This is a genomic window from Vibrio caribbeanicus ATCC BAA-2122, from assembly GCF_000165125.1.
Classification (GTDB): domain Bacteria; phylum Pseudomonadota; class Gammaproteobacteria; order Enterobacterales; family Vibrionaceae; genus Vibrio; species Vibrio caribbeanicus.
This window is the reverse complement of the sequence record NZ_AEIU01000068.1, coordinates 1-18,781: the sequence shown is the minus strand read 5'-3', so window position 1 is coordinate 18,781 and position 18,781 is coordinate 1. Positions and strand designations below refer to the sequence as shown.

Annotated in this window: 15 protein-coding genes and 1 tRNA gene; 5 read left to right on the top strand and 11 right to left on the bottom strand. The window is 42.8% G+C overall.

From position 1 onward, the window contains the following. The first annotated feature begins 98 nt into the window (after positions 1-98). Complete coding sequence (locus RH40_RS08145) at positions 99-2,000, top strand: AsmA family protein (RefSeq protein WP_009600957.1); 1,902 nt, start codon at positions 99-101, stop codon at positions 1,998-2,000. Here the strand turns inward: RH40_RS08145 and RH40_RS08140 are convergent. The 9 genes from RH40_RS08140 to typA all read right to left on the bottom strand — a co-directional run bounded on the left by RH40_RS08140 (position 1,988) and on the right by typA (position 12,018). Then, entirely contained in the window at positions 1,988-2,911 is a 924-nt protein-coding gene (locus tag RH40_RS08140) for a bifunctional GNAT family N-acetyltransferase/hotdog fold thioesterase (RefSeq protein WP_009600956.1), read from the bottom strand. The two genes, RH40_RS08145 and RH40_RS08140, sit on opposite strands and share 13 nt — an antisense overlap. A gap of 45 nt (positions 2,912-2,956) precedes the next feature. Continuing rightward, entirely contained in the window at positions 2,957-3,391 is a 435-nt protein-coding gene (dtd, locus tag RH40_RS08135; protein WP_009600955.1) for a D-aminoacyl-tRNA deacylase, read from the bottom strand. Further along, entirely contained in the window at positions 3,363-4,277 is a 915-nt protein-coding gene (locus RH40_RS08130) for a virulence factor BrkB family protein (RefSeq protein WP_009600954.1), read from the bottom strand. The genes dtd and RH40_RS08130 overlap by 29 nt, the downstream gene beginning before the upstream one ends. A 166-nt stretch (positions 4,278-4,443) precedes the next feature. Beyond that, positions 4,444-5,352 carry an ABC transporter permease gene (locus tag RH40_RS08125; protein ID WP_009600953.1) on the bottom strand — a complete coding sequence of 303 codons (909 nt, stop codon included), beginning with the start codon at positions 5,350-5,352 and terminating at the stop codon, positions 4,444-4,446. Continuing rightward, complete coding sequence (locus tag RH40_RS08120) at positions 5,349-6,317, bottom strand: ABC transporter permease (RefSeq protein WP_009600952.1); 969 nt, start codon at positions 6,315-6,317, stop codon at positions 5,349-5,351. The genes RH40_RS08125 and RH40_RS08120 overlap by 4 nt, the downstream gene beginning before the upstream one ends. A 31-nt stretch (positions 6,318-6,348) precedes the next feature. Further along, on the bottom strand, positions 6,349-7,176 hold the full coding sequence (locus tag RH40_RS08115; protein ID WP_009600951.1) for an ATP-binding cassette domain-containing protein: 828 nt from the start codon (positions 7,174-7,176) through the stop codon (positions 6,349-6,351). A 2-nt stretch (positions 7,177-7,178) separates the two neighbouring features. Further along, a complete protein-coding gene (locus RH40_RS08110) occupies positions 7,179-8,105 on the bottom strand; it encodes an ABC transporter ATP-binding protein (protein ID WP_009600950.1) in 927 nt (308 codons plus the stop codon). Positions 8,106-8,120: 15 nt separating this feature from the next. Further along, the gene (locus tag RH40_RS08105; RefSeq protein ID WP_009600949.1) at positions 8,121-9,797 is read right to left on the bottom strand and encodes a peptide ABC transporter substrate-binding protein; all 1,677 of its coding nucleotides are present in this window, start codon (positions 9,795-9,797) and stop codon (positions 8,121-8,123) included. Positions 9,798-10,188: 391 nt separating this feature from the next. Beyond that, complete coding sequence (gene typA, locus RH40_RS08100) at positions 10,189-12,018, bottom strand: translational GTPase TypA (protein WP_009600948.1); 1,830 nt, start codon at positions 12,016-12,018, stop codon at positions 10,189-10,191. Between the two features lie 480 nt (positions 12,019-12,498). Between typA and glnA the strand changes: the two genes are divergently transcribed. The 4 genes from glnA to RH40_RS20035 all read left to right on the top strand — a co-directional run bounded on the left by glnA (position 12,499) and on the right by RH40_RS20035 (position 17,652). Beyond that, complete coding sequence (glnA, locus tag RH40_RS08095; RefSeq protein ID WP_009600947.1) at positions 12,499-13,908, top strand: glutamate--ammonia ligase; 1,410 nt, start codon at positions 12,499-12,501, stop codon at positions 13,906-13,908. A gap of 208 nt (positions 13,909-14,116) precedes the next feature. Further along, positions 14,117-15,193 carry a nitrogen regulation protein NR(II) gene (gene glnL / locus RH40_RS08090; RefSeq protein WP_009600946.1) on the top strand — a complete coding sequence of 359 codons (1,077 nt, stop codon included), beginning with the start codon at positions 14,117-14,119 and terminating at the stop codon, positions 15,191-15,193. Beyond that, positions 15,186-16,589: a nitrogen regulation protein NR(I) gene (gene glnG / locus RH40_RS08085; protein WP_009600945.1), complete on the top strand. Its 1,404-nt coding sequence runs from the start codon at positions 15,186-15,188 to the stop codon at positions 16,587-16,589. Before glnL ends, glnG begins: the two co-directional genes overlap by 8 nt. A 313-nt stretch (positions 16,590-16,902) precedes the next feature. Then, positions 16,903-17,652, top strand: coding sequence for a class I SAM-dependent methyltransferase (locus RH40_RS20035; RefSeq protein ID WP_009600944.1), 750 nt, complete (start codon positions 16,903-16,905; stop codon positions 17,650-17,652). A gap of 71 nt (positions 17,653-17,723) precedes the next feature. On the opposite strand, the gene RH40_RS08075 is transcribed toward RH40_RS20035, so the two are convergent. Further along, a complete protein-coding gene (locus RH40_RS08075) occupies positions 17,724-18,422 on the bottom strand; it encodes an ester cyclase (RefSeq protein ID WP_009600943.1) in 699 nt (232 codons plus the stop codon). A gap of 225 nt (positions 18,423-18,647) precedes the next feature. Further along, a tRNA-Ser gene (locus RH40_RS08070) sits at positions 18,648-18,738 on the bottom strand. Positions 18,739-18,781: the final 43 nt, after the last annotated feature.

The following is an 18,781-nucleotide window of genomic DNA, read 5'->3' as shown; positions in this document are numbered from 1 at the left end:
TTACAACACGGAGCCCTTCAATCGAAGGGCTTTTTTGTTGCCTGCGAGCTAAAAATGTTTCAAGCTTAAACCAAGTCATTTAAAACAAGTGAGTTATCGTGAAAAAGGCATTGATCGTTTTTACTGTATGTGTCGCGCTTATCATCACAATACCCCTATTTACGGCCTATGTTGTGATACAAACTCATTATGCGCCTCAACTTATCTCACAACTTGTCAACCGGCTGACACCCTACACCCTCTCCACATCAAACGTGGAGTACACGTCCCTTTACCAGTTAACACTCGATGACGTATCACTTAATGGGGATTCGCTTCAATTAAGACTCCCTAAACTGACACTATGGTTCGGTTCTATACCGATTCAAAAGGGAAAGTTAACCTTTGATTCTATTCTAATTGAAGGTGCAACCCTTGCTTCAAACGACTTAAGTCACCATTTTTTACAGGGCCTGCAAATTCACCAGCTCGCCTTCAAACATTCAGACATTAGCGGTGATGGTTGGTCAGCCAGAGATGCAGATTTGCAAATCTCACAGCCTACTTGGGAGGATGATGCTCAACAATTACCATACGGAAACATACAGTTACGTACAGATCAACTTTACATACACGGAACAGCACTTAACGACTTTTTTATCAATATGAGAAGTCAAAAATACAATAGTACTGTCTTAGCCAGCTCTTTTGAATGGCAAGGAGCCGCAATTTCCGGACAGGCAGAACAATACAAAAATCAATGGTCATTGGTCAATGTTACCGTCAAAGACCTGAGTTTGGGAAAGGAAGATTCAATTAAGAACTTAATAAACTCTACCAAAGCACTCAACTTACCCATAGATCACATTAACAGTTTAGATTTTATTAATAGCTCCTTTTACTACCAAGAATGGCAAGTAGAGCATTTAGATGCCTCTTTTGAAAATATTGCGCTTAATCAGCCCCTCTGGCAACAAAGCGACGGCTATTTATCATTTAATGCTGACAAAATCAGCTTTGAAAATATCGATTTTATCTCGCCACAAGCCAAACTGAAGCTACACGAAAATACAATGACACTGGCTGAGCTTGATACTGATATCAAGGAAGGAAGACTGCAGGTGAAAGGGACTTTTTCCCCCAACCATGTACATCTGACGCAGCTGTCTATCTTGGGCGTAAAATGGCTAGATAACACCAACCATATTGTCATGAGTATCTCAGATATGATATCTCCCCTCATGTCATTGAACATAGACCAACTTGAGGTTAAAAATAGCCAATTTATCCAAGTATTAGAAAAGCCCTACTGGCAAGTAACGGGGCTTGGTATAGAAGGGAGCCACTTAAGCTTGATAAAAAATAAGCGTATTGGGCTTTGGTCAGGTAAATTAGAGCTAGCAGCCAATTCTGCCAGTATTGATAACCTTATATCTAACCAAGCTCAAGTTAAGCTCGAGGCCAACGACGGGGTGCTAAAACTTAACCGCGCCTTCATTCCTCTTGAAAAAGGCTACATCGAAGCCAATGGACAATGGAATCGTCGGATTGTTAGTGAGCCTTGGCAGCTCAATCTTTATGCTGATGGTATACCGCTTAATCACTATAATATTGAACGGGCCCTACCGATAAGGTTCACAGGACTGGCAGAGCTCAATCTTAACCTCAAAGGTCTATCTGGCGATTATTTGATGCTCTCTAACAGTTTGTCTGGTCAGGCAGACATAGAGCTAAGGCAAGTTGCTATTGATGCAGATAACCTTGACGGCACAAGTCATTATCAGCATGCACTGGACCTTGATGCCATCTCTGTCTTAGCAGACAGAGGACGGATTGATATTGCGAATCATAAACAGGTTGCCGGACACTTAGATTTGACCAACTCTGAGTTTTCAAGCTTTATTTTTCACGATAAACAGCCTTGTTTTGAACTATGGTCCGACCTTATAGGTAGAGTTAATGTCATTAAGGACATCTGTACGAAAAAAACAACAAGACATTGGAAGCATCAGCCGTTGTGACCCAGTGTTGCTTTATAATTAGGTAAAAGCATATAAGTCCCTTTAAACTCGACAGCCTCGATATCACCACTTTGGATACGCACATGAATAACAATGCGAGCTTTACGTCCCGATGCCAAACGATCTAAATCACCACTGATACCATCAAGCGAAGTTAATGCAATAGGGTTTTCTGTAACAGGATTACGGTAGCGTATCTGGCTATCAGCCAATACGATATCCCCTTCGAGATGACGCTCTTTCATCAATAACCAAATCATGCCCCAGCCTGTTAACGTCGCCAACGTAAATGCGGAGCCAGCAAACATGGTATTGTGTGGGTTAAGATTTGGGTTTAGTTGCGCACCACATTCAAATTGATAGCCCGTATATTGATTTATTTTGATCCCCATTTTGTCGCTAATTGGTATTTGATGTTCCCAACGATCCTGCAATTCAGAGCACCATTCAGGCTTACGTAACACATTCGCCATTGGGTCGAGAGGCTTGACCATCTGCTGATGGCGCATCGGGCCTCTCTCGTCATTCATCTCACCGCGCGGCTCAAAGCCATTTTTAGCGTAAAAAGAGATTGCGTCCTCACGTGCACGACACACTAGACGCTTCGCGCCCTCTTGACGGGCGAGAGATTCTAAAGCGACAAGGACCAGCGAGCCCATACCTTTGCTTCGCCTTGCTCCTTTTACCGCCATATAACGGATCTGACCTTCACAGTCTGGAGTGATATACAGTCTACCGATAGCCATAACTCTGCCACGACCATCAACAATCATTCGATGATGGCTCATCGAGTCATATTCATCGCGCTCAGAGCCAATAGGCATTTGCCAAGGCTCTCTCAACATTTGCCAGCGAAAGTGAAAATATTTATTGAGCTGGTTTTCTGTCGTGGGCGTTATAAGCTTGAACATATTAATCCTTAATTAAGAGAGGCATAAAGCCTAATTTTCTATTGGCTATACCTGCAACCAGAATGTCACTGGCCCATCATTGACTAACGATACTTTCATATCAGCGCCAAATTGACCACGTTCAGTACCAAGGATACCTTCACACTGATCGGCAAAGTACTCATAGAGACGTTCAGCATCCATAGGAGCTGCGCCTCGAGAAAATCCAGGTCGTGTGCCTTTTTTAGTATCTGCTGGAAGCGTAAACTGCGAGACCACTAAAACCTCTCCCTCAATTTGTTTGACGTTCAGGTTCATCTTTCCGTCTTCATCACCAAATACTCGGTAGCTAGTCACCTTTTCAACTAAACGTCGGGCTTTCTCTTCATCATCACCTTTCTCAACACCAAGAAGCACGAGTAAACCACTTTTAATTTCACCGATAACTTGGCCTTCTACACGTACAGCGGCTTCACTCACTCTTTGAATCAGTGCAATCATTTGGTAGCTCCTTTTGCATCTCTGCTTTTATAGACGAGCATTTTACCACTTCTTTTGTTTCGCTCCACAACTCTCTCTCACCCAGAGCAGCTGTTATTTCAGCTCCTACCAAAACAATCAGCCAACACAGATAAACCCAAATAAATAATATGGGTATCGCAGCCAGGGCACCATAAATTAACTGATAAGAGGGAAATTGTGTAATATACAAAGCAAAAGCTTTCTTACTCATCTCAAATAATAATGCCGCAATCACCCCGCCGATAACCGCGTGAGAAAGTTTAACTCTTTTATTGGGGACTAAGAGATAAAGTCCAACAAATGCAGCAAAAGATAAGATAAAAGGTAACCAGCGGAGTATAAGTTCATACAGTAAAGACAGTGCCTCATTGTTAATTAATTTGAGTGATGTTAAATAGGAGCTCATCACAATACTCATCCCAACTAGAATTGGACCAAGTGTCAATATCATCCAGTACATAGAAAACGAAAAAACGGCTCGACGTTTTTCAGTTACTCTCCAAATGTAATTTAAATTTTTATCGATATTCGAAATGAGCATTAAAGCAACAGCAAACAGAAAGCCACCGCCAACAGCACTCATCTTTCCGGTATTACTGACAAATTCATACAAGGCAGATTTCACTGCATCACCCGCAGCGGGCACAAAATGAGTAATGACAAAATCTTGAATAGCGTCTCCTGTGTTTTGGAACACAGAAAATGAAGAGAGCACTGAGAGTAACACGGTCAACATTGGAACAATGGAGAGAAGAGTGATGTAGGCTAAATAACCCGCATTGACATTGATTCTGTCATACCCAATCCTCTTGACAACATAACGAGAGCACAACAAGAGTTGATCAACATAAGGCTCTATTTTCATTATTGTACTCCATCTGTCTTTTTGAACATGCCCATGATATCGACTTGCTACAATATTCACCTCGCTCAATCATAATTGAAACGGATTCAATAGGACATCTAACACAAAAATAAAAGTCCGATACGAATGCATTCGATCGGACCTAATTAATGAACACAGTATATTGTTACGACTTGGGATCAATCGCTTCTTGCAAGCCATCACCCAAAAAGTTGATGGTAATAACTGTCATTAGTACCATCAAGCCAGGATAGACAGCTGCCATTGGGTAAAGCCACATCGCTTCACGTGCATTTTGCAACATATTACCCCATGACGGCGTCGGAGGATTAATACCGAAACCGAGAAAGCTCAATGCACTTTCTGTCAATATGGCACCACCAATTCCCAATGTAGTTGCAGTGATAACAGGAGCAATAACGTTAGGAACAATATGTCTAAACATCACAAACCAGTGACTAGCTCCATAACCAATAGCAGCCTGAACATACTCTCGATGTTTAACTGACAACGTATTTGAGCGCACTAAACGAGCCGCAAATGGCCAGCCTAACAAAGACAATACAACCACTAGGCGATAGATACTAAAACTATCGCTACGCACCAACTCTTCAGAGAACCCCAACTTTGTTAAATCAACGCTTTGAATCAGAATCAGCAACATGATCCCAGGCAAGCTAATAATAAAATCGGCGCTACGCATAATCAGCGCGTCAATACGGCCACCATAATAACCCGCAATGACACCCATAATGGTGCCGATTATCGAGGTTGTCAGAGCGGCCATAAACGCAAAGGTCAAGGATACTTGGCCACCCAGCAGTAAACGGGTAAAAATATCCCGACCCAACTCATCTGTGCCAAGAAGATGTGATTCGCTTGGTAATGCAAAACGAGAAAAAAGATCGTCAGCATAAGGATCCACATTGAGCCAATCAGCTATCGTATTCGCGCCGAAACACAGTAGACTTAATAGCATTAAAAAGCCGAACGAAGTCATAGCAAGTTTGTGCCGAGAAAGACGCTGTATGACCTGAAACCATGGATTTTGGCTTCGCTTTGCAATATAACTCATTGGATACCTCCCTTGGTTAAATCAATTCGAGGGTCCACTTTCGAATACAAAATATCAGCAATAAAATTCATCACTAGAATGGCAGCAGTAGCGACCATAAAACATAGCATCGCAACGTTGTAGTCATTGCCATTAATTGAGTCCACCGTCAGCTTACCAATACCAGGCCAACTAAAAATCGTCTCGGTCAAAACAGCACCGCTCGTTAGTCCCGCTACATCCATAGCGAGTACGGTAATCATGGGCAACATACCGTTTTTGATACAATGTTTCACCAAAACACGCATTGAAGACAAGCCTTTTGCTTTCGCAGTGCGAACATAATCTTGTCTAAATACCTCCAGCATTGAAGAGCGCATAAAGCGAGAAATAGAGGCAATACTAAGCAATGTCAAACTTAAGATCGGCAAAATCATATATTCTAACCTCGCCAACCCCTCGACATCCTCAGCTTCTCCAGTACCACCAGCAGGAAAAATAGGTAGTATTACGGCAAACATCATGATCAGCATTAACGCTAGCCACGCTGCAGGGGTGGAGAGAAAAACATAGGTCAGTCCACTTATGACATAGTCTGTAACTTTATTTTTCTTCAGGGCACAAATCACCCCAAGTGGTAAAGCAATCAAAATTGACAATAGCGTTCCACTGCCTACCAATAACAGGGTATTTTTCATTGCTTCCCAAAGCACGTCCAACGCAGGCTGGGAAAACATCCGTGAATAACCGAGATCGCCATGTATTGCATTGCCTAGCCAAGTAAAATAACGCAGGTAAATAGGTTTATCTAATCCTTGCTCAGCTTTCAAACGCGCAAGATCTTCCGGTGTTAAATGAGGATTGCTTTGCGCCAATAAGTCAATTGGATCGCCGGGCATTAACCCCATCAAATTATAAGCAGCAAACGAAGCTAAAAATAGAACTAGCAACATTTGCAAAAGGCGTGAAATGAGAAACTTCTTCATACCACTCTCCTTAAATATTTATCTATAAAACTCATGCAGACATTCTCTCTTCTCGTTTACGCCGTCTGGCGTTACTGATATCGGGAACAGCATTGAGTAACTCTTGACTGTAAGGATGCTTAGGACAGGCAAAAAATTCATCCCTTGACGCTTGCTCGACAATTTCACCACTTTTCATCACGATCACTTCATGAGCAAGATGATAAACCACCGCCATATCATGGCTGATAAAGAAAAAGGCAATACCATGCTGCTGTTGCAAGTCTTTAAACAAATTAAGAATTTGTGATTGAACAGACACATCGAGAGCCGACAAAGGTTCGTCAGCAATAATCAAGTCAGGTTTTAGCATTAAGGCTCGAGCAATGGCAATTCGCTGCCTTTGACCACCAGAAAACTCATGTGGGTATCGGGTGAGAACATCCTCGTGCATACCGACCCACTCCAGTACTTCAAGCGCTCTCGCGCGCTGACTTGCTCGGTTTCCCACTTTATTGACTTTCATCGGCTCGATGAGTGAGTCCAAGATCGGCATCCTAGGGTTTAAGGCAGAGTAAGGGTCTTGGAAGACAAGACCTATCCGCTGGCGAATGGGTCGTTGTTGTTTGGAACTAAGTCGGGAGACTTCCTGACCTGCAATAAAAATATCACCGGATTCTGGACGCTCTAGCATGCTGATCATTCGACCCAGAGTCGATTTACCTGAGCCAGACTCCCCAACAATAGCCAAAGTTTTCCCTGCCTCAAGCTTTAGAGATACATTCTTAGTAACGTGCAGATGTTGTGCTTTGCGCCCCAATATCGAGCCCGCTTCAAGTAAGTAGTATTTTTGCAAATTATTTACATCTAAAAGTGCCAAAACTATTTACTCCTAATGCCTAGATTGCGCTCTTTGGCAACCTGCTGATAATGGTTAAATAAGTCAGGACAACGGTCTCGAAACGTGTAATTCTCTCCGCGCTGATCGAGTGGCGGAACGCTTCCGGGGATCGCGGGTAAACGCTCAATATCGACACCTACGCGGGGAATTGTATCAAGTAAAGCCTGAGTATAAGGGTGCTGAGGGTTATCAAAAATATCATTGACGTCCGCCAGTTCAACAACTTGACCTGCGTACATCACCATCACACGATCAGAGATCTGGGAGACAACACCAAGAGAATGGCTAATAAACTGAATAGCCGTACCGGTGGTCTCTCTGAGCTCTTCCAATAAATCAAGAACTTGAGCTTGCACCGTAACATCAAGCGCGGTTGTCGGCTCATCGGCAATCAACACTTTCGGCTTGCAGGCCAGGGCCATCGCGATCATCACTCTTTGACGCATGCCTCCGGAAAGCTCATGGGGGTAAGCTTTAGCGCGCTTTTCTGCAAAAGGAATGTGAACCTGCTTAAGCATTTCAATCGCTCGATTCATCGCCTCTGCTTTCGAAACATTCTCATGAACAAGGAACATTTCTGCGACTTGTTCACCCACTGTAACCACAGGATTCAGCGCGGTCATTGGTTCTTGAAAAATCATGCCGATGCCTTCACCACGCACCCTTTGATAGTGAGCCTCACTCATTCCAACCAAGTTTTCACCTTGAAAAAGGATCTCCCCAGACAGATTTAGTTTGTTATCTAAAAGGCCCATGATTGCGAGAGATGTGAGTGATTTACCGCAACCCGACTCTCCTACAATACCCAGTATTTCACCAGCATGTATCTGATAATTGACATCTTTTACCGCGAGATGTGGCCCTAAGGCCACATTCATATTGCGAATGTCTAGTATTACTTCACTCATAGACACTCCAACCTATCAGTTTGCCCGCGTCCAGTTTTCAGCCCAGAAGCTGGAGTAGAACATGTGCCCGGTTGGCTCTACACCCGTCAACCATTTTGGAAAAATATAGTTCTCTGAGCGGTAATAGAGTGGCAATACCGGAAGATCGGTTGCATATAAGTTTTGAAACTCCTTCCAAAACTCTTTGCGTTTTTCGACATTGACCTCACCTTCAATCTTTTCAATAATTTGATCCATTTTGGGATTCACGTATCCACCATAGTTTTGCCCAGACCAACCATTTTCTTTGGTTGGAATATGTGCAGAATGAAGCACAGTGTCGGGCAAGCTCTCGGGTGAGCTTGACCAAGCAAACATAGCTAAGCCTTTATGTTTACGCTCGTTAAGCGTCGAGCCAAAATAAACTCTAGCTGGCTGATTATTTATCACCGCTTTTATGCCAACTTTTTTCCATTGCCCTTGGGCAAATTGCTGTACCAGCTCACGCGTCTTATTACCTGAGGTGGTCATAAACTCCAACTCAAGAGGCTGGCCGTCTTTCATCTGAACGCCATTTACCATCTGATAACCCGCTTCCTTAAGCAAAACTTTGGCTTTCTCTGGATCATAAGGGTAAGTTGGCGTTTCAGTGGAGAAGGTGGCGTCTAGCGGACTAACACTTGATGTAGCAACGGGTTGATTCCCCTCAAATAGCTTTTGATTAAGCAACTCGCGATCTAAGCTGTAGAGCAAGGCTTGCCGTACACGTAAATCTTGAATTTGAGGGTTTTTCCATTGTAAATCCAAATGCTCATACAAAGCAGCTGGGCGGATATCAACCTGATATTTATCGTGATAACGCTTTTTCAGTTGCAAAGCTTGATCGAGTGTTAGCCCCATTTCACCAGGTATATAGTCCACATCCCCCGATAATAAATTTGCTTGCAGCGCTTGAGTATCTGTAATGACTTTTAAAGTAATTTGATCGAAGTGCGGCGTTTTTCCTTGCCAAAATTTATTCAAACCCAGTTTAATAAACTGGCCTTTTTTCGTCTGTTCAATAACATAAGGGCCGTTGTAGAGACCGGGTTCACCTACGTCAGTCACATATTTAGTCTTTAAGTGATATTCCTTCGGGTTGGCTTTAAAAATCGCCTCTTCGATATGTTTGGGTAACGTCTCTGGCGTATACGCGGAGTTATATTCAAAGGTCACTTTATCAATATAGACATCGACAGTGTAGTCATCGATCACATCCAGCCGTTCGATATGTTTGTAAACGGAAAGGCTCGGATTATTTTGTACTTCTGGCGTTGTAACCACTTGATGCCAAAACGCCATATCTTGAGCAGTCACCGGCTTGCCGTCTCCCCAGAAAATATCTTTTCTAAGTTTGACCGTCATTTTAATGCCCTGTGAACTCTCTCCCTCTTTGGCATTAGGCCTATCAACAATCTTGGCTAAGCCATTTTCAAACGTAGGCACTTGCTCACAAAAAAAGCAGGTTAAATTCCAATCTTTGTCATAACCCAACGTAGAACGTTGAGAGAAACCATTGATGTAGGTTTTTGCAACACTGCTATCAATATGTGGATGGATGGTGGGTGGATATTGAGACATGCCGATGGTCAGTTTATCGGAGGCGGCAAACAATGAGCCACTCATCAGCGCTGTTGTACAAGTGATGGCCACTAACGTTTTTTTAAACTTCATATGATACTCCCTATCTTATTATCGTCTTTTGCCTAAAGAACTGAGTACTACCCTACTTGAGTAAGTCTTTGGGTATAAATGGAATCATTGCTTATCTGCAACACTGGCTCAGTGAAAGCGCAATCTTCATTCCAATATCTATCTCTAGTGCAATACGTTCCGTGTATTGGCCAAACAATATGCACTAGGTTTCTTTTAAACTCAAGTTTCTTGGCTTGTCTATGTGCCCATCACTTTACTGAGGAGCTATAAACGTTTAATAACTATACAAAAGCGAAAATGCCGATAAGGCAATGAGGGAGATAGTCTCTACTTTGGACACTGCAGAAATAAAAAAAGCCCTAAGTACATGACTTAGGGCTTTTCTGTTAACTTATTTTATCTAACGTCGCTATTTCGCTGCTCGTGACGCTCGTTTGCGATCACTTTCCGTCAAGAACTTCTTGCGGATACGAATACTCTCAGGCGTCACTTCAACTAACTCATCATCATCGATAAACTCAAGTGCCTGCTCAAGCGTCATCAAGATAGGCGGTGTCAACACCTGCGCATCATCAGTACCAGAAGCTCGCACGTTCGTTAATTGCTTACCTTTAAGTGCATTCACGGTAAGATCATTATCACGGCTATGGATTCCGATAACCATGCCCTCATAAACCTCAACACCGTGCCCAATAAAGAGACGTCCGCGCTCTTGAAGGTTGAATAACGCATTAGTCAGTGCTTTACCCGCTGCATTAGCGATCAGTACGCCGTTAATACGTTGGCCAATATTACCGCCTTTGTGAGGCCCGTAATGATCATAAGTATGATAGAGAAGACCAGAACCAGAAGTTAGTGTCATAAATTCCGTCTGAAAGCCGATAAGACCGCGAGATGGCATCACAAAGTCCATGCGCACACGACCTTTGCCATCTGGAGACATATCTTTCAGCTCACCTTTACGCAAACCGATATTTTCCATGATACCGCCCTGATGCTCTTCCATCACATCAATAGTCACGGTTTCAAACGGTTCCATTAACTGACCATCTTCTTCTTTGATGATAACTTCTGGACGAGATACGGCCAACTCAAAGCCTTCACGGCGCATGTTCTCAATCAGAATTGAAAGATGCAGCTCACCACGACCAGAAACACGGAATTTATCTGGATCATCGGTTTGCTCAACACGCAGCGCTACATTGTGAACAAGCTCTTTTTCCAAACGCTCTAGGATATTGCGAGAGGTGACAAACTTGCCCTCTTTACCCGCAAATGGAGAAGTATTAACTTGGAAAGTCATGGTCACTGTGGGCTCGTCAACAGAAAGTGCAGGCAAAGCTTCAACCTGGTTTTGCGCACAAATGGTGTCAGAAATTTTGAGCTCACCCAGGCCTGTTATTGCGATAATATCCCCAGCATTAGCTTGTTCAACTTCGTGGCGCTCTAGGCCTAAATAACCCATGACCGTGCCAACCTTGCCATTGCGAGTTTTACCGTCAGCACCAATAACCGTCACTTGCTGATTTGGTTTCACGCTACCACGGGTAACACGTGCAACACCTATGACACCCACATACGAGCTATAATCAAGTTGAGATACTTGCATTTGCAATGGGCCATCAAGGTCTACTTGCGGTGCTGCCACTTCCTCTACGATAGTTTGGAAAAGTGGTTCCATATCTTCGCCAGTTTCTCCCTCATCAAGCGAAGCCCAACCGTTTAACGCCGATGCATAAACGACTTTAAAGTCTAACTGCTCATCTGTTGCACCTAAGTTGTCGAATAGGTCAAAAACTTGGTCCATCACCCAGTCAGGACGCGCTCCAGGACGGTCAATCTTGTTGATCACCACGATAGGTTTCAAACCATGGGCAAATGCTTTCTGAGTAACAAAGCGAGTCTGAGGCATCGGGCCATCAACCGCGTCTACAATCAACAGCACCGAATCAACCATGGACATGATACGCTCAACTTCACCACCGAAATCTGCGTGTCCTGGGGTATCAACGATATTGATACGGTAATCGTTCCAGTTAATCGCCGTATTTTTAGCAAGAATGGTAATACCGCGCTCTTTCTCGATATCATTCGAGTCCATGACACGCTCTTCAGCTTCACCACGAGATTCGAGAGTGCCTGATTGCTGTAATAACTTGTCAACAAGAGTGGTTTTACCGTGGTCAACGTGTGCGATGATCGCGATATTTCTTAATTTATCAATCTGTGGAGTAGCCATGGACCTTAATTCACTTTTAAAAGAGCAACCCTACGAACTGTTTAATCAGCGAGCATTGCATGTTTGATTAAAAAAACGACCGTAATGTACCAGATTCTAGCGAAAAACCCAGAAATATGTGATCTCATTCGCTGTGATTCACGAAAATATTTATTCTTCTCAGAAAATCCCGCTTCCCTGACTGTAATTTTGGTCTTTTTACCGTCATTTGCTTCTTTTTGGTGCTAGCTTTTTAGTTCAACCCACATTTGCACCAAAATAGTGCAAGAAATGATCTGCAATGGTGCAATTATCATATAAAAAACAAAGGCTTTACATTAAGCTATTGATTTTTAATGATTAAAATTAATCTTTAATTTGGCACGTTTCTAGCAAAATAAAGTTCAGCATAGTTTAATCACATTGCAATAGAATTAAACAATGCTAAGTTTACGACTTAAATTTAGTCACATCGATTTTAAACACTGGAGGTTATCCACGATGTCTGTAGAAAATGTTTTGTCACTCATCCAAGAAAACGAAGTGAAGTTTATCGATCTGCGCTTTACTGATACTAAGGGCAAAGAGCAACACGTCTCAATCCCAGCCCACCAAGTCGATACGGACTTTTTTGAAGAGGGCAAGATGTTCGATGGCTCTTCTGTTGCAGGATGGAAAGGCATTAACGAGTCAGATATGGTCATGATGCCAGACGCAGCATCTGCCGTTCTCGATCCGTTTACCGAAGAATCAACCCTTAATATTCGTTGTGACATTTTAGAACCAGCAACAATGCAAGGTTATGACCGCGATCCGCGCTCGATCGCCAAACGCGCCGAAGACTACATGCGCACAACAGGGGTTGCCGATACTGTCCTTGTCGGCCCAGAACCAGAATTCTTTTTGTTCGATGATGTCAAATTCGCCACCGACATGTCAGGCTCTTTCTTTAAGGTAGACGATGTTGAGGCGGCTTGGAACACAGGTTCGGACTACGAAGGTGGTAATAAAGGCCACAGACCGGGCGTTAAAGGTGGCTACTTCCCAGTAGCGCCTGTTGATTCATCGCAAGACATTCGTAGCGCAATGTGCCTGATCCTCGAAGAAATGGGACAAGTCGTGGAAGCTCACCACCATGAGGTAGCAACTGCAGGCCAAAATGAAATTGCAACTCGCTTTAATACTCTTACTGCTAAAGCCGATGAAATTCAGGTGTATAAGTATGTCGTTCACAATGTTGCTCACGCATTTGGCAAAACGGCAACCTTTATGCCAAAACCTTTAGTAGGAGATAACGGCAGCGGTATGCATGTTCACCAGTCTTTGGCAAAAGATGGTGTCAACTTATTTGCTGGCGACAAGTACGGTGGCCTGTCTGAGATGGCTTTGTTTTATATCGGCGGTATTATCAAACACGCGAAAGCAATCAATGCTTTTGCTAACGCATCGACCAACTCATACAAAAGGTTAGTTCCAGGCTTTGAAGCACCTGTTATGCTGGCTTACTCTGCACGTAACCGTAGTGCTTCAATCCGCATTCCGGTAGTTCCAAGCCCTAAAGCCCGTCGTATAGAAATACGCTTTGGCGATCCATCCGCCAACCCATACTTATGCTTTGCAGCCATGCTAATGGCTGGCCTTGATGGTATTAAGAACAAAATCCACCCTGGTGATGCAATGGATAAAGACCTTTACGATCTACCTGCCGAAGAGGCAGCTGAGATCCCAACTGTCGCGTACTCACTGAAGGAAGCATTAGAGTGCTTGGACGCAGACAGAGAGTTTTTAACTGCAGGCAATGTATTCTCTGATGACTTTATCGATTCCTACATTGATTTGAAATCGCAGGACGTGGAAAGAGTCAACATGACCACACACCCTCTTGAGTTTGAACTTTATTACTCAGTTTAATCAAGTATCGAGAAAGCTCGCCATTGGCGAGCTCTCTCACTACGTGTCAATTGCACACAGAGTTCTGCCACCTAACTTAAGACACTAACAACCTATTGAAGTCATCATCACAAATTTTACTGTTTCTATTCTAAGGGATCGTTCATACTCAAAAGCACTCGCACCATTTTGGTGCAAATTACGTATATGCAGTAAAGGGAGTTAATCAGTGAGTAATGAATCGGGTACAGTTATCGTCGACAATCAAGTTACGGCTGTTTTGATAATAGATGATGGGCTCTTGATTAAATACGCAAACCCTGCAGCTGAGCAGCTTTTTACACAAAGTCTTAGAAAGATAGTAGGCCACCCTTTTTCTTCCCTTATTCAACATTCGTCTCTAGATCTCAAGCTTCTTAACCAACCTCTGCAAAATGGTCAAAGCATCACTGACAGTGACGTCACATTTATTATTAATGGTATCCATCAAAGGGTAGAAGTCACAATAAGCCCGATAATATGGCAAGGTGATGCGATGCTCATTGCGGAAATGCGCAAAGTCGATCAACAGAGACGGATATCGCAAGAGCTCAATCAGCACGTCCAACAACAAGCAGCCAAGCTTTTAATTCGTGGCTTGGCACACGAAATAAAGAACCCCCTCGGAGGACTAAGAGGTGCCGCTCAGTTACTGGAACGTGCTTTGCCCAACCCCGAACTAAAAGAATACACTCAAATGATTATTGTGCAGGCAGACCGCTTACGCCTTCTTGTTGATCGCCTTATCGGACCACAAAAGCCGGGTAAAAAACAGCGTGCAAACCTTCATCTGGTCTTAGAGAAAATTCGTCAGCTACTTGAATTAGATATAGGTAAAAACCTAAAGATAGAAAGAGATTATGATCCGAGCTTACCCGAAATCTTCATGGTTCCTGATCAAATCGAACAAGCATTCCTAAATATTATTAGTAACGCTGCTCAAATTCTTGCCAACCACGAGGCCGGAAGAATTATTATTCGAACACGGACTGTCCATCAAACCAACATTCATGGACAAAACCACAAGCTCGCGGCCAAGGTGGATGTGATAGATAATGGGCCCGGAATTCCAACCGACTTACAAGACACGCTTTTTTACCCCATGGTAAGTGGTAGAGAAGGAGGAACCGGGTTGGGGCTTTCAATCGCCCAAAACCTTATTGACCAGCACCAAGGAAAAATTGAAGTTGTAAGCTGGCCAGGAAGAACCATATTTACCACCTATTTGCCAATTAAACATCATATCAAAGGTGAGCCAAATGAATAAAGGTTATGTGTGGATTGTCGATGATGATAGTTCTATTCGTTGGGTTTTAAATAAGACGCTAACAGGCGCGGACATCAGATGTGAAACTTTTAGCAATGCGGAAGATGTCCTTAAAAGCCTTGAGCATGAGAGGCCTGATGTTATTATTTCTGATATTCGCATGCCAGGCATGGACGGGTTAACACTACTAAAAAACATTGCTCAAATCAGGCCAGAGCTACCAATAATCATTATGACTGCTCATTCAGATTTGGACGCAGCCGTAAGCGCTTATCAAACAGGTGCATTTGAATACTTACCCAAACCGTTTGATGTCGATGACGCCTTGACGCTCGTAGAGCGCGCCGTTCTGCATAGCAACGAGAGTTTTTCAGATAACTCAGAGCAACAGCAAGAGCAACCATCCGAGATCATCGGAGAGGCGCCTGTCATGCAAGAAGTTTTTCGAGTCATCGGACGCTTGTCACGCTCTTCCATATCGGTGCTCATCAACGGTGAGTCTGGCACAGGTAAAGAATTAGTTGCCAAAGCATTGCACCAACACAGCCCAAGAGCACATGAACCTTTCATCGCTTTAAACATGGCTGCGATTCCCAAAGATCTCATCGAATCAGAATTGTTTGGTCATGAAAAAGGCGCTTTCACAGGAGCAAACAATATCCGTCAAGGACGGTTTGAGCAAGCGAATAAGGGCACCTTATTTTTGGATGAAATTGGCGATATGCCGATGGATATTCAAACCCGACTTCTAAGGGTGTTGGCCGATGGACAATTTTACCGGGTAGGCGGACATTCACCGATCCAAGTCAATGTACGAATCATAGCAGCAACACACCAAAATCTTGAGCACAGAGTCTATGCGGGTGACTTTCGTGAGGATCTCTTCCATCGCCTCAACGTTATTCGGATCAAAATACCAGCCTTGCGGGAACGCAAACAAGATATCGAAAAGTTGACATTACATTTTTTAGCACTTGCGGCCAACGAGCTAAATGTAGATATAAAAATACTCCACCAGAGTACGATCGAGACTCTCAGTCGATTAGATTGGCCGGGAAACGTAAGACAGCTGGAAAATGTGTGCCGTTGGCTAACGGTTATGACGAGCGGAACAGAAGTATTGCCAAGTGACCTTCCTCTCGACCTTCTTGAAGAAAAAATTAAAGTTGATACCGAATCACATTCAGCTAACTCTTGGCAACAACAATTATCGTGTTGGGCAAAAGACTCTTTAATGAGAGGAGAGCAAGAGATACTCTCTAGCGCACTCCCAGAATTTGAAAAGATACTTTTAGAAGCAGCTCTAACTCACACCAATGGCCACAAACAAGAAGCAGCAAAGGTGTTAGGGTGGGGACGAAATACGCTCACGCGAAAATTGAAAGAACTTTATTAAAAAAAAGCCCCATCACTACAAAAATGGGGCACAAACACCAATTGGCTTTTGAACAGAGCTCTATGGAAAAACCCTGAGATATACCAACTCCGAAGAAAAAGTATAGCTTACCAGTCAATTGAAAATTGACCGGAATTCATTCGAAACAAATATTTGAATGCATAAGATGACATTTCTTATACACTCCAAAGCGTGCTTTTTGCGTATAACTATCTAAAATTTAGGTATTTATAATCCCGACGCAACGATAAATAATATAACACGGTAGGTATTCCAATCTTGTCATCAAAAAATGACTACACAGGGTAAATATATGGCTATATTTCGTGATGCTAAGCACTATAGTAAAAACTCATCGGTTCAAGCAAGTGAATCCAGATATTTAATTGATAAACTAAATATCTGTTTTAAAAATAAAAAAGTTCTCGATGTAGGCTGTGGAGATGGAAAAGTTTCACACTCTATTAGTAATATGGGTGCAACAGTGACTGGAGTTGATGCTTCTATTGCTATGGTAGAGTTCGCCTCAGAACGGTATCCCAATTGCCAATTTATACACCAAAAAGCTGAAGAGCTTCAGCTGCACAACTCAAAGTACGATATTATCACTAGTTTCAATTGCTTACACTGGATTGCCAATATTGAAAAAGCTCTGGGTTCTATACGTTCCCGGCTCAACGCAGAGGGGACATTCATAGGGTTAATTTATCCAAGGTGCGATGAATTATGGGAGGCAGCCGAATGGTGTGAATCTCTACCAGGATACACTGAACGTGCCAAATCGTTCAGGAACCCATATAACTTCCATACCAAGGAAAAGATGTTTGATTTACTTTCCGATGCTGGTTTTCAAAATATAGAGATATGGCAAGAAGAACGACAAACCGTTTTTTTTGAAGTAAAGCGCTTTAAAGATTATATAATTGGCTGGCTCCCTCATTGTAGTCACTTCGGGCACAACCTAATCCATGATTGGTACCCAAAGTACGCAGAGTTATCCCAACAAAAAGGGGCAGATAAAGTCGTTATGTCATATAAAACCATTTTTTTTATCGCATCTTGATAGTTAGACTCAACCCAAGCCTTGATAAAAATACAAATAAGACGAGTATAGACAGGCATAAAAGCAAAACACTATCGGACCTTCTCTAAAGCAATATGAATCAGTAGTTCAAGAACATGATTAGATAAGGCCCAATCGAATACCTCCTTTTTGGATGACAGGCCAATAAACGGCAATGTTCTTTCAATGTGTGTTCTAAATGTGTTGTAGCTAATGTTAAGTTTGGATGAAATAATCGAGTTATCGCAGCGCAAACAAAGTAGAGCAAGGCAGTCTATTTGTCTTTTTGTTAAGTTTAAAGCGAGGATTTGGTTCACTCTCATGTGAATATCATCTCCTGCTGTAGGAGGTGTTACAATAGCATCTGGGGAAATTTGTTGAATAACAGAAGAGAGTTTCACATCCGCACTGTACAAGTGTATCTTCCCGTCAAACATGACAAGCTCCGTATTACCAGAGTATTGAACAGGCTTCCCCGTAGCCGTGAAACCAAAGAACTTCCCTAAATGGTTACCGGTTACTTCCCAATCTATATTTACCCTATCATCAATAATTTGAATTTTCTTTTCTCGGTAACGTAGGCAGGGGAAACCTCTAAACCAGACAGAAAATGCACTTTCCAGGGTATCTACACCTACATTCTGCTTTACTGGAGATTTTACCAACACTTTAGAGGATAAAAACTCATCTAAACCTTCATGAGAGCGCTCTAACCATACGTGCTCCATAAAATTTTTCGCCAAACGAATCTTTGGATCTCGATGTTTCATACTGAGTTCTATTTTATAATGACAATAGGATGCAGACCTCTACTAAGTGCCTAATTAGAAGACTTTAGATAAAAACGGTCAGCACAAAAAATCATTGTTTCATATAGAAGAAAAAATAGTAACCCCAGCTTTGGTAGGAATCTTCTCACAACATCAAAAGAAGTAGCAGAACACTGGATTGTGAGATCAAAAAAGCCGCTGAATAACAGCGGCTTTTTTATATAGTGGCGGAGAGATAGGGATTTGAACCCTAGAACCGCTATTAACGGTTGCCGGTTTTCAAGACCGGTGCTTTCGACCACTCAGCCATCTCTCCACAAATTGTTTGCACTCAGCTGGGATGCTAAAAGTGCGAAATT

Coding starts and splice junctions, on each gene's coding strand:
- typA (WP_009600948.1), bottom strand. CDS start 12,018: ATGGCTACTCCACAGATTGATAAATTAAGAAATATCGCGATCATCGCA.
- RH40_RS08140 (WP_009600956.1), bottom strand. CDS start 2,911: ATGTTCAAGCTTATAACGCCCACGACAGAAAACCAGCTCAATAAATAT.
- RH40_RS08110 (WP_009600950.1), bottom strand. CDS start 8,105: ATGAGTGAAGTAATACTAGACATTCGCAATATGAATGTGGCCTTAGGG.
- RH40_RS08125 (WP_009600953.1), bottom strand. CDS start 5,352: ATGAGTTATATTGCAAAGCGAAGCCAAAATCCATGGTTTCAGGTCATA.
- RH40_RS08120 (WP_009600952.1), bottom strand. CDS start 6,317: ATGAAGAAGTTTCTCATTTCACGCCTTTTGCAAATGTTGCTAGTTCTA.
- glnA (WP_009600947.1), top strand. CDS start 12,499: ATGTCTGTAGAAAATGTTTTGTCACTCATCCAAGAAAACGAAGTGAAG.
- dtd (WP_009600955.1), bottom strand. CDS start 3,391: ATGATTGCACTGATTCAAAGAGTGAGTGAAGCCGCTGTACGTGTAGAA.
- RH40_RS08075 (WP_009600943.1), bottom strand. CDS start 18,422: ATGAAACATCGAGATCCAAAGATTCGTTTGGCGAAAAATTTTATGGAG.
- RH40_RS08130 (WP_009600954.1), bottom strand. CDS start 4,277: ATGAAAATAGAGCCTTATGTTGATCAACTCTTGTTGTGCTCTCGTTAT.
- glnG (WP_009600945.1), top strand. CDS start 15,186: ATGAATAAAGGTTATGTGTGGATTGTCGATGATGATAGTTCTATTCGT.
- RH40_RS08105 (WP_009600949.1), bottom strand. CDS start 9,797: ATGAAGTTTAAAAAAACGTTAGTGGCCATCACTTGTACAACAGCGCTG.
- RH40_RS20035 (WP_009600944.1), top strand. CDS start 16,903: ATGGCTATATTTCGTGATGCTAAGCACTATAGTAAAAACTCATCGGTT.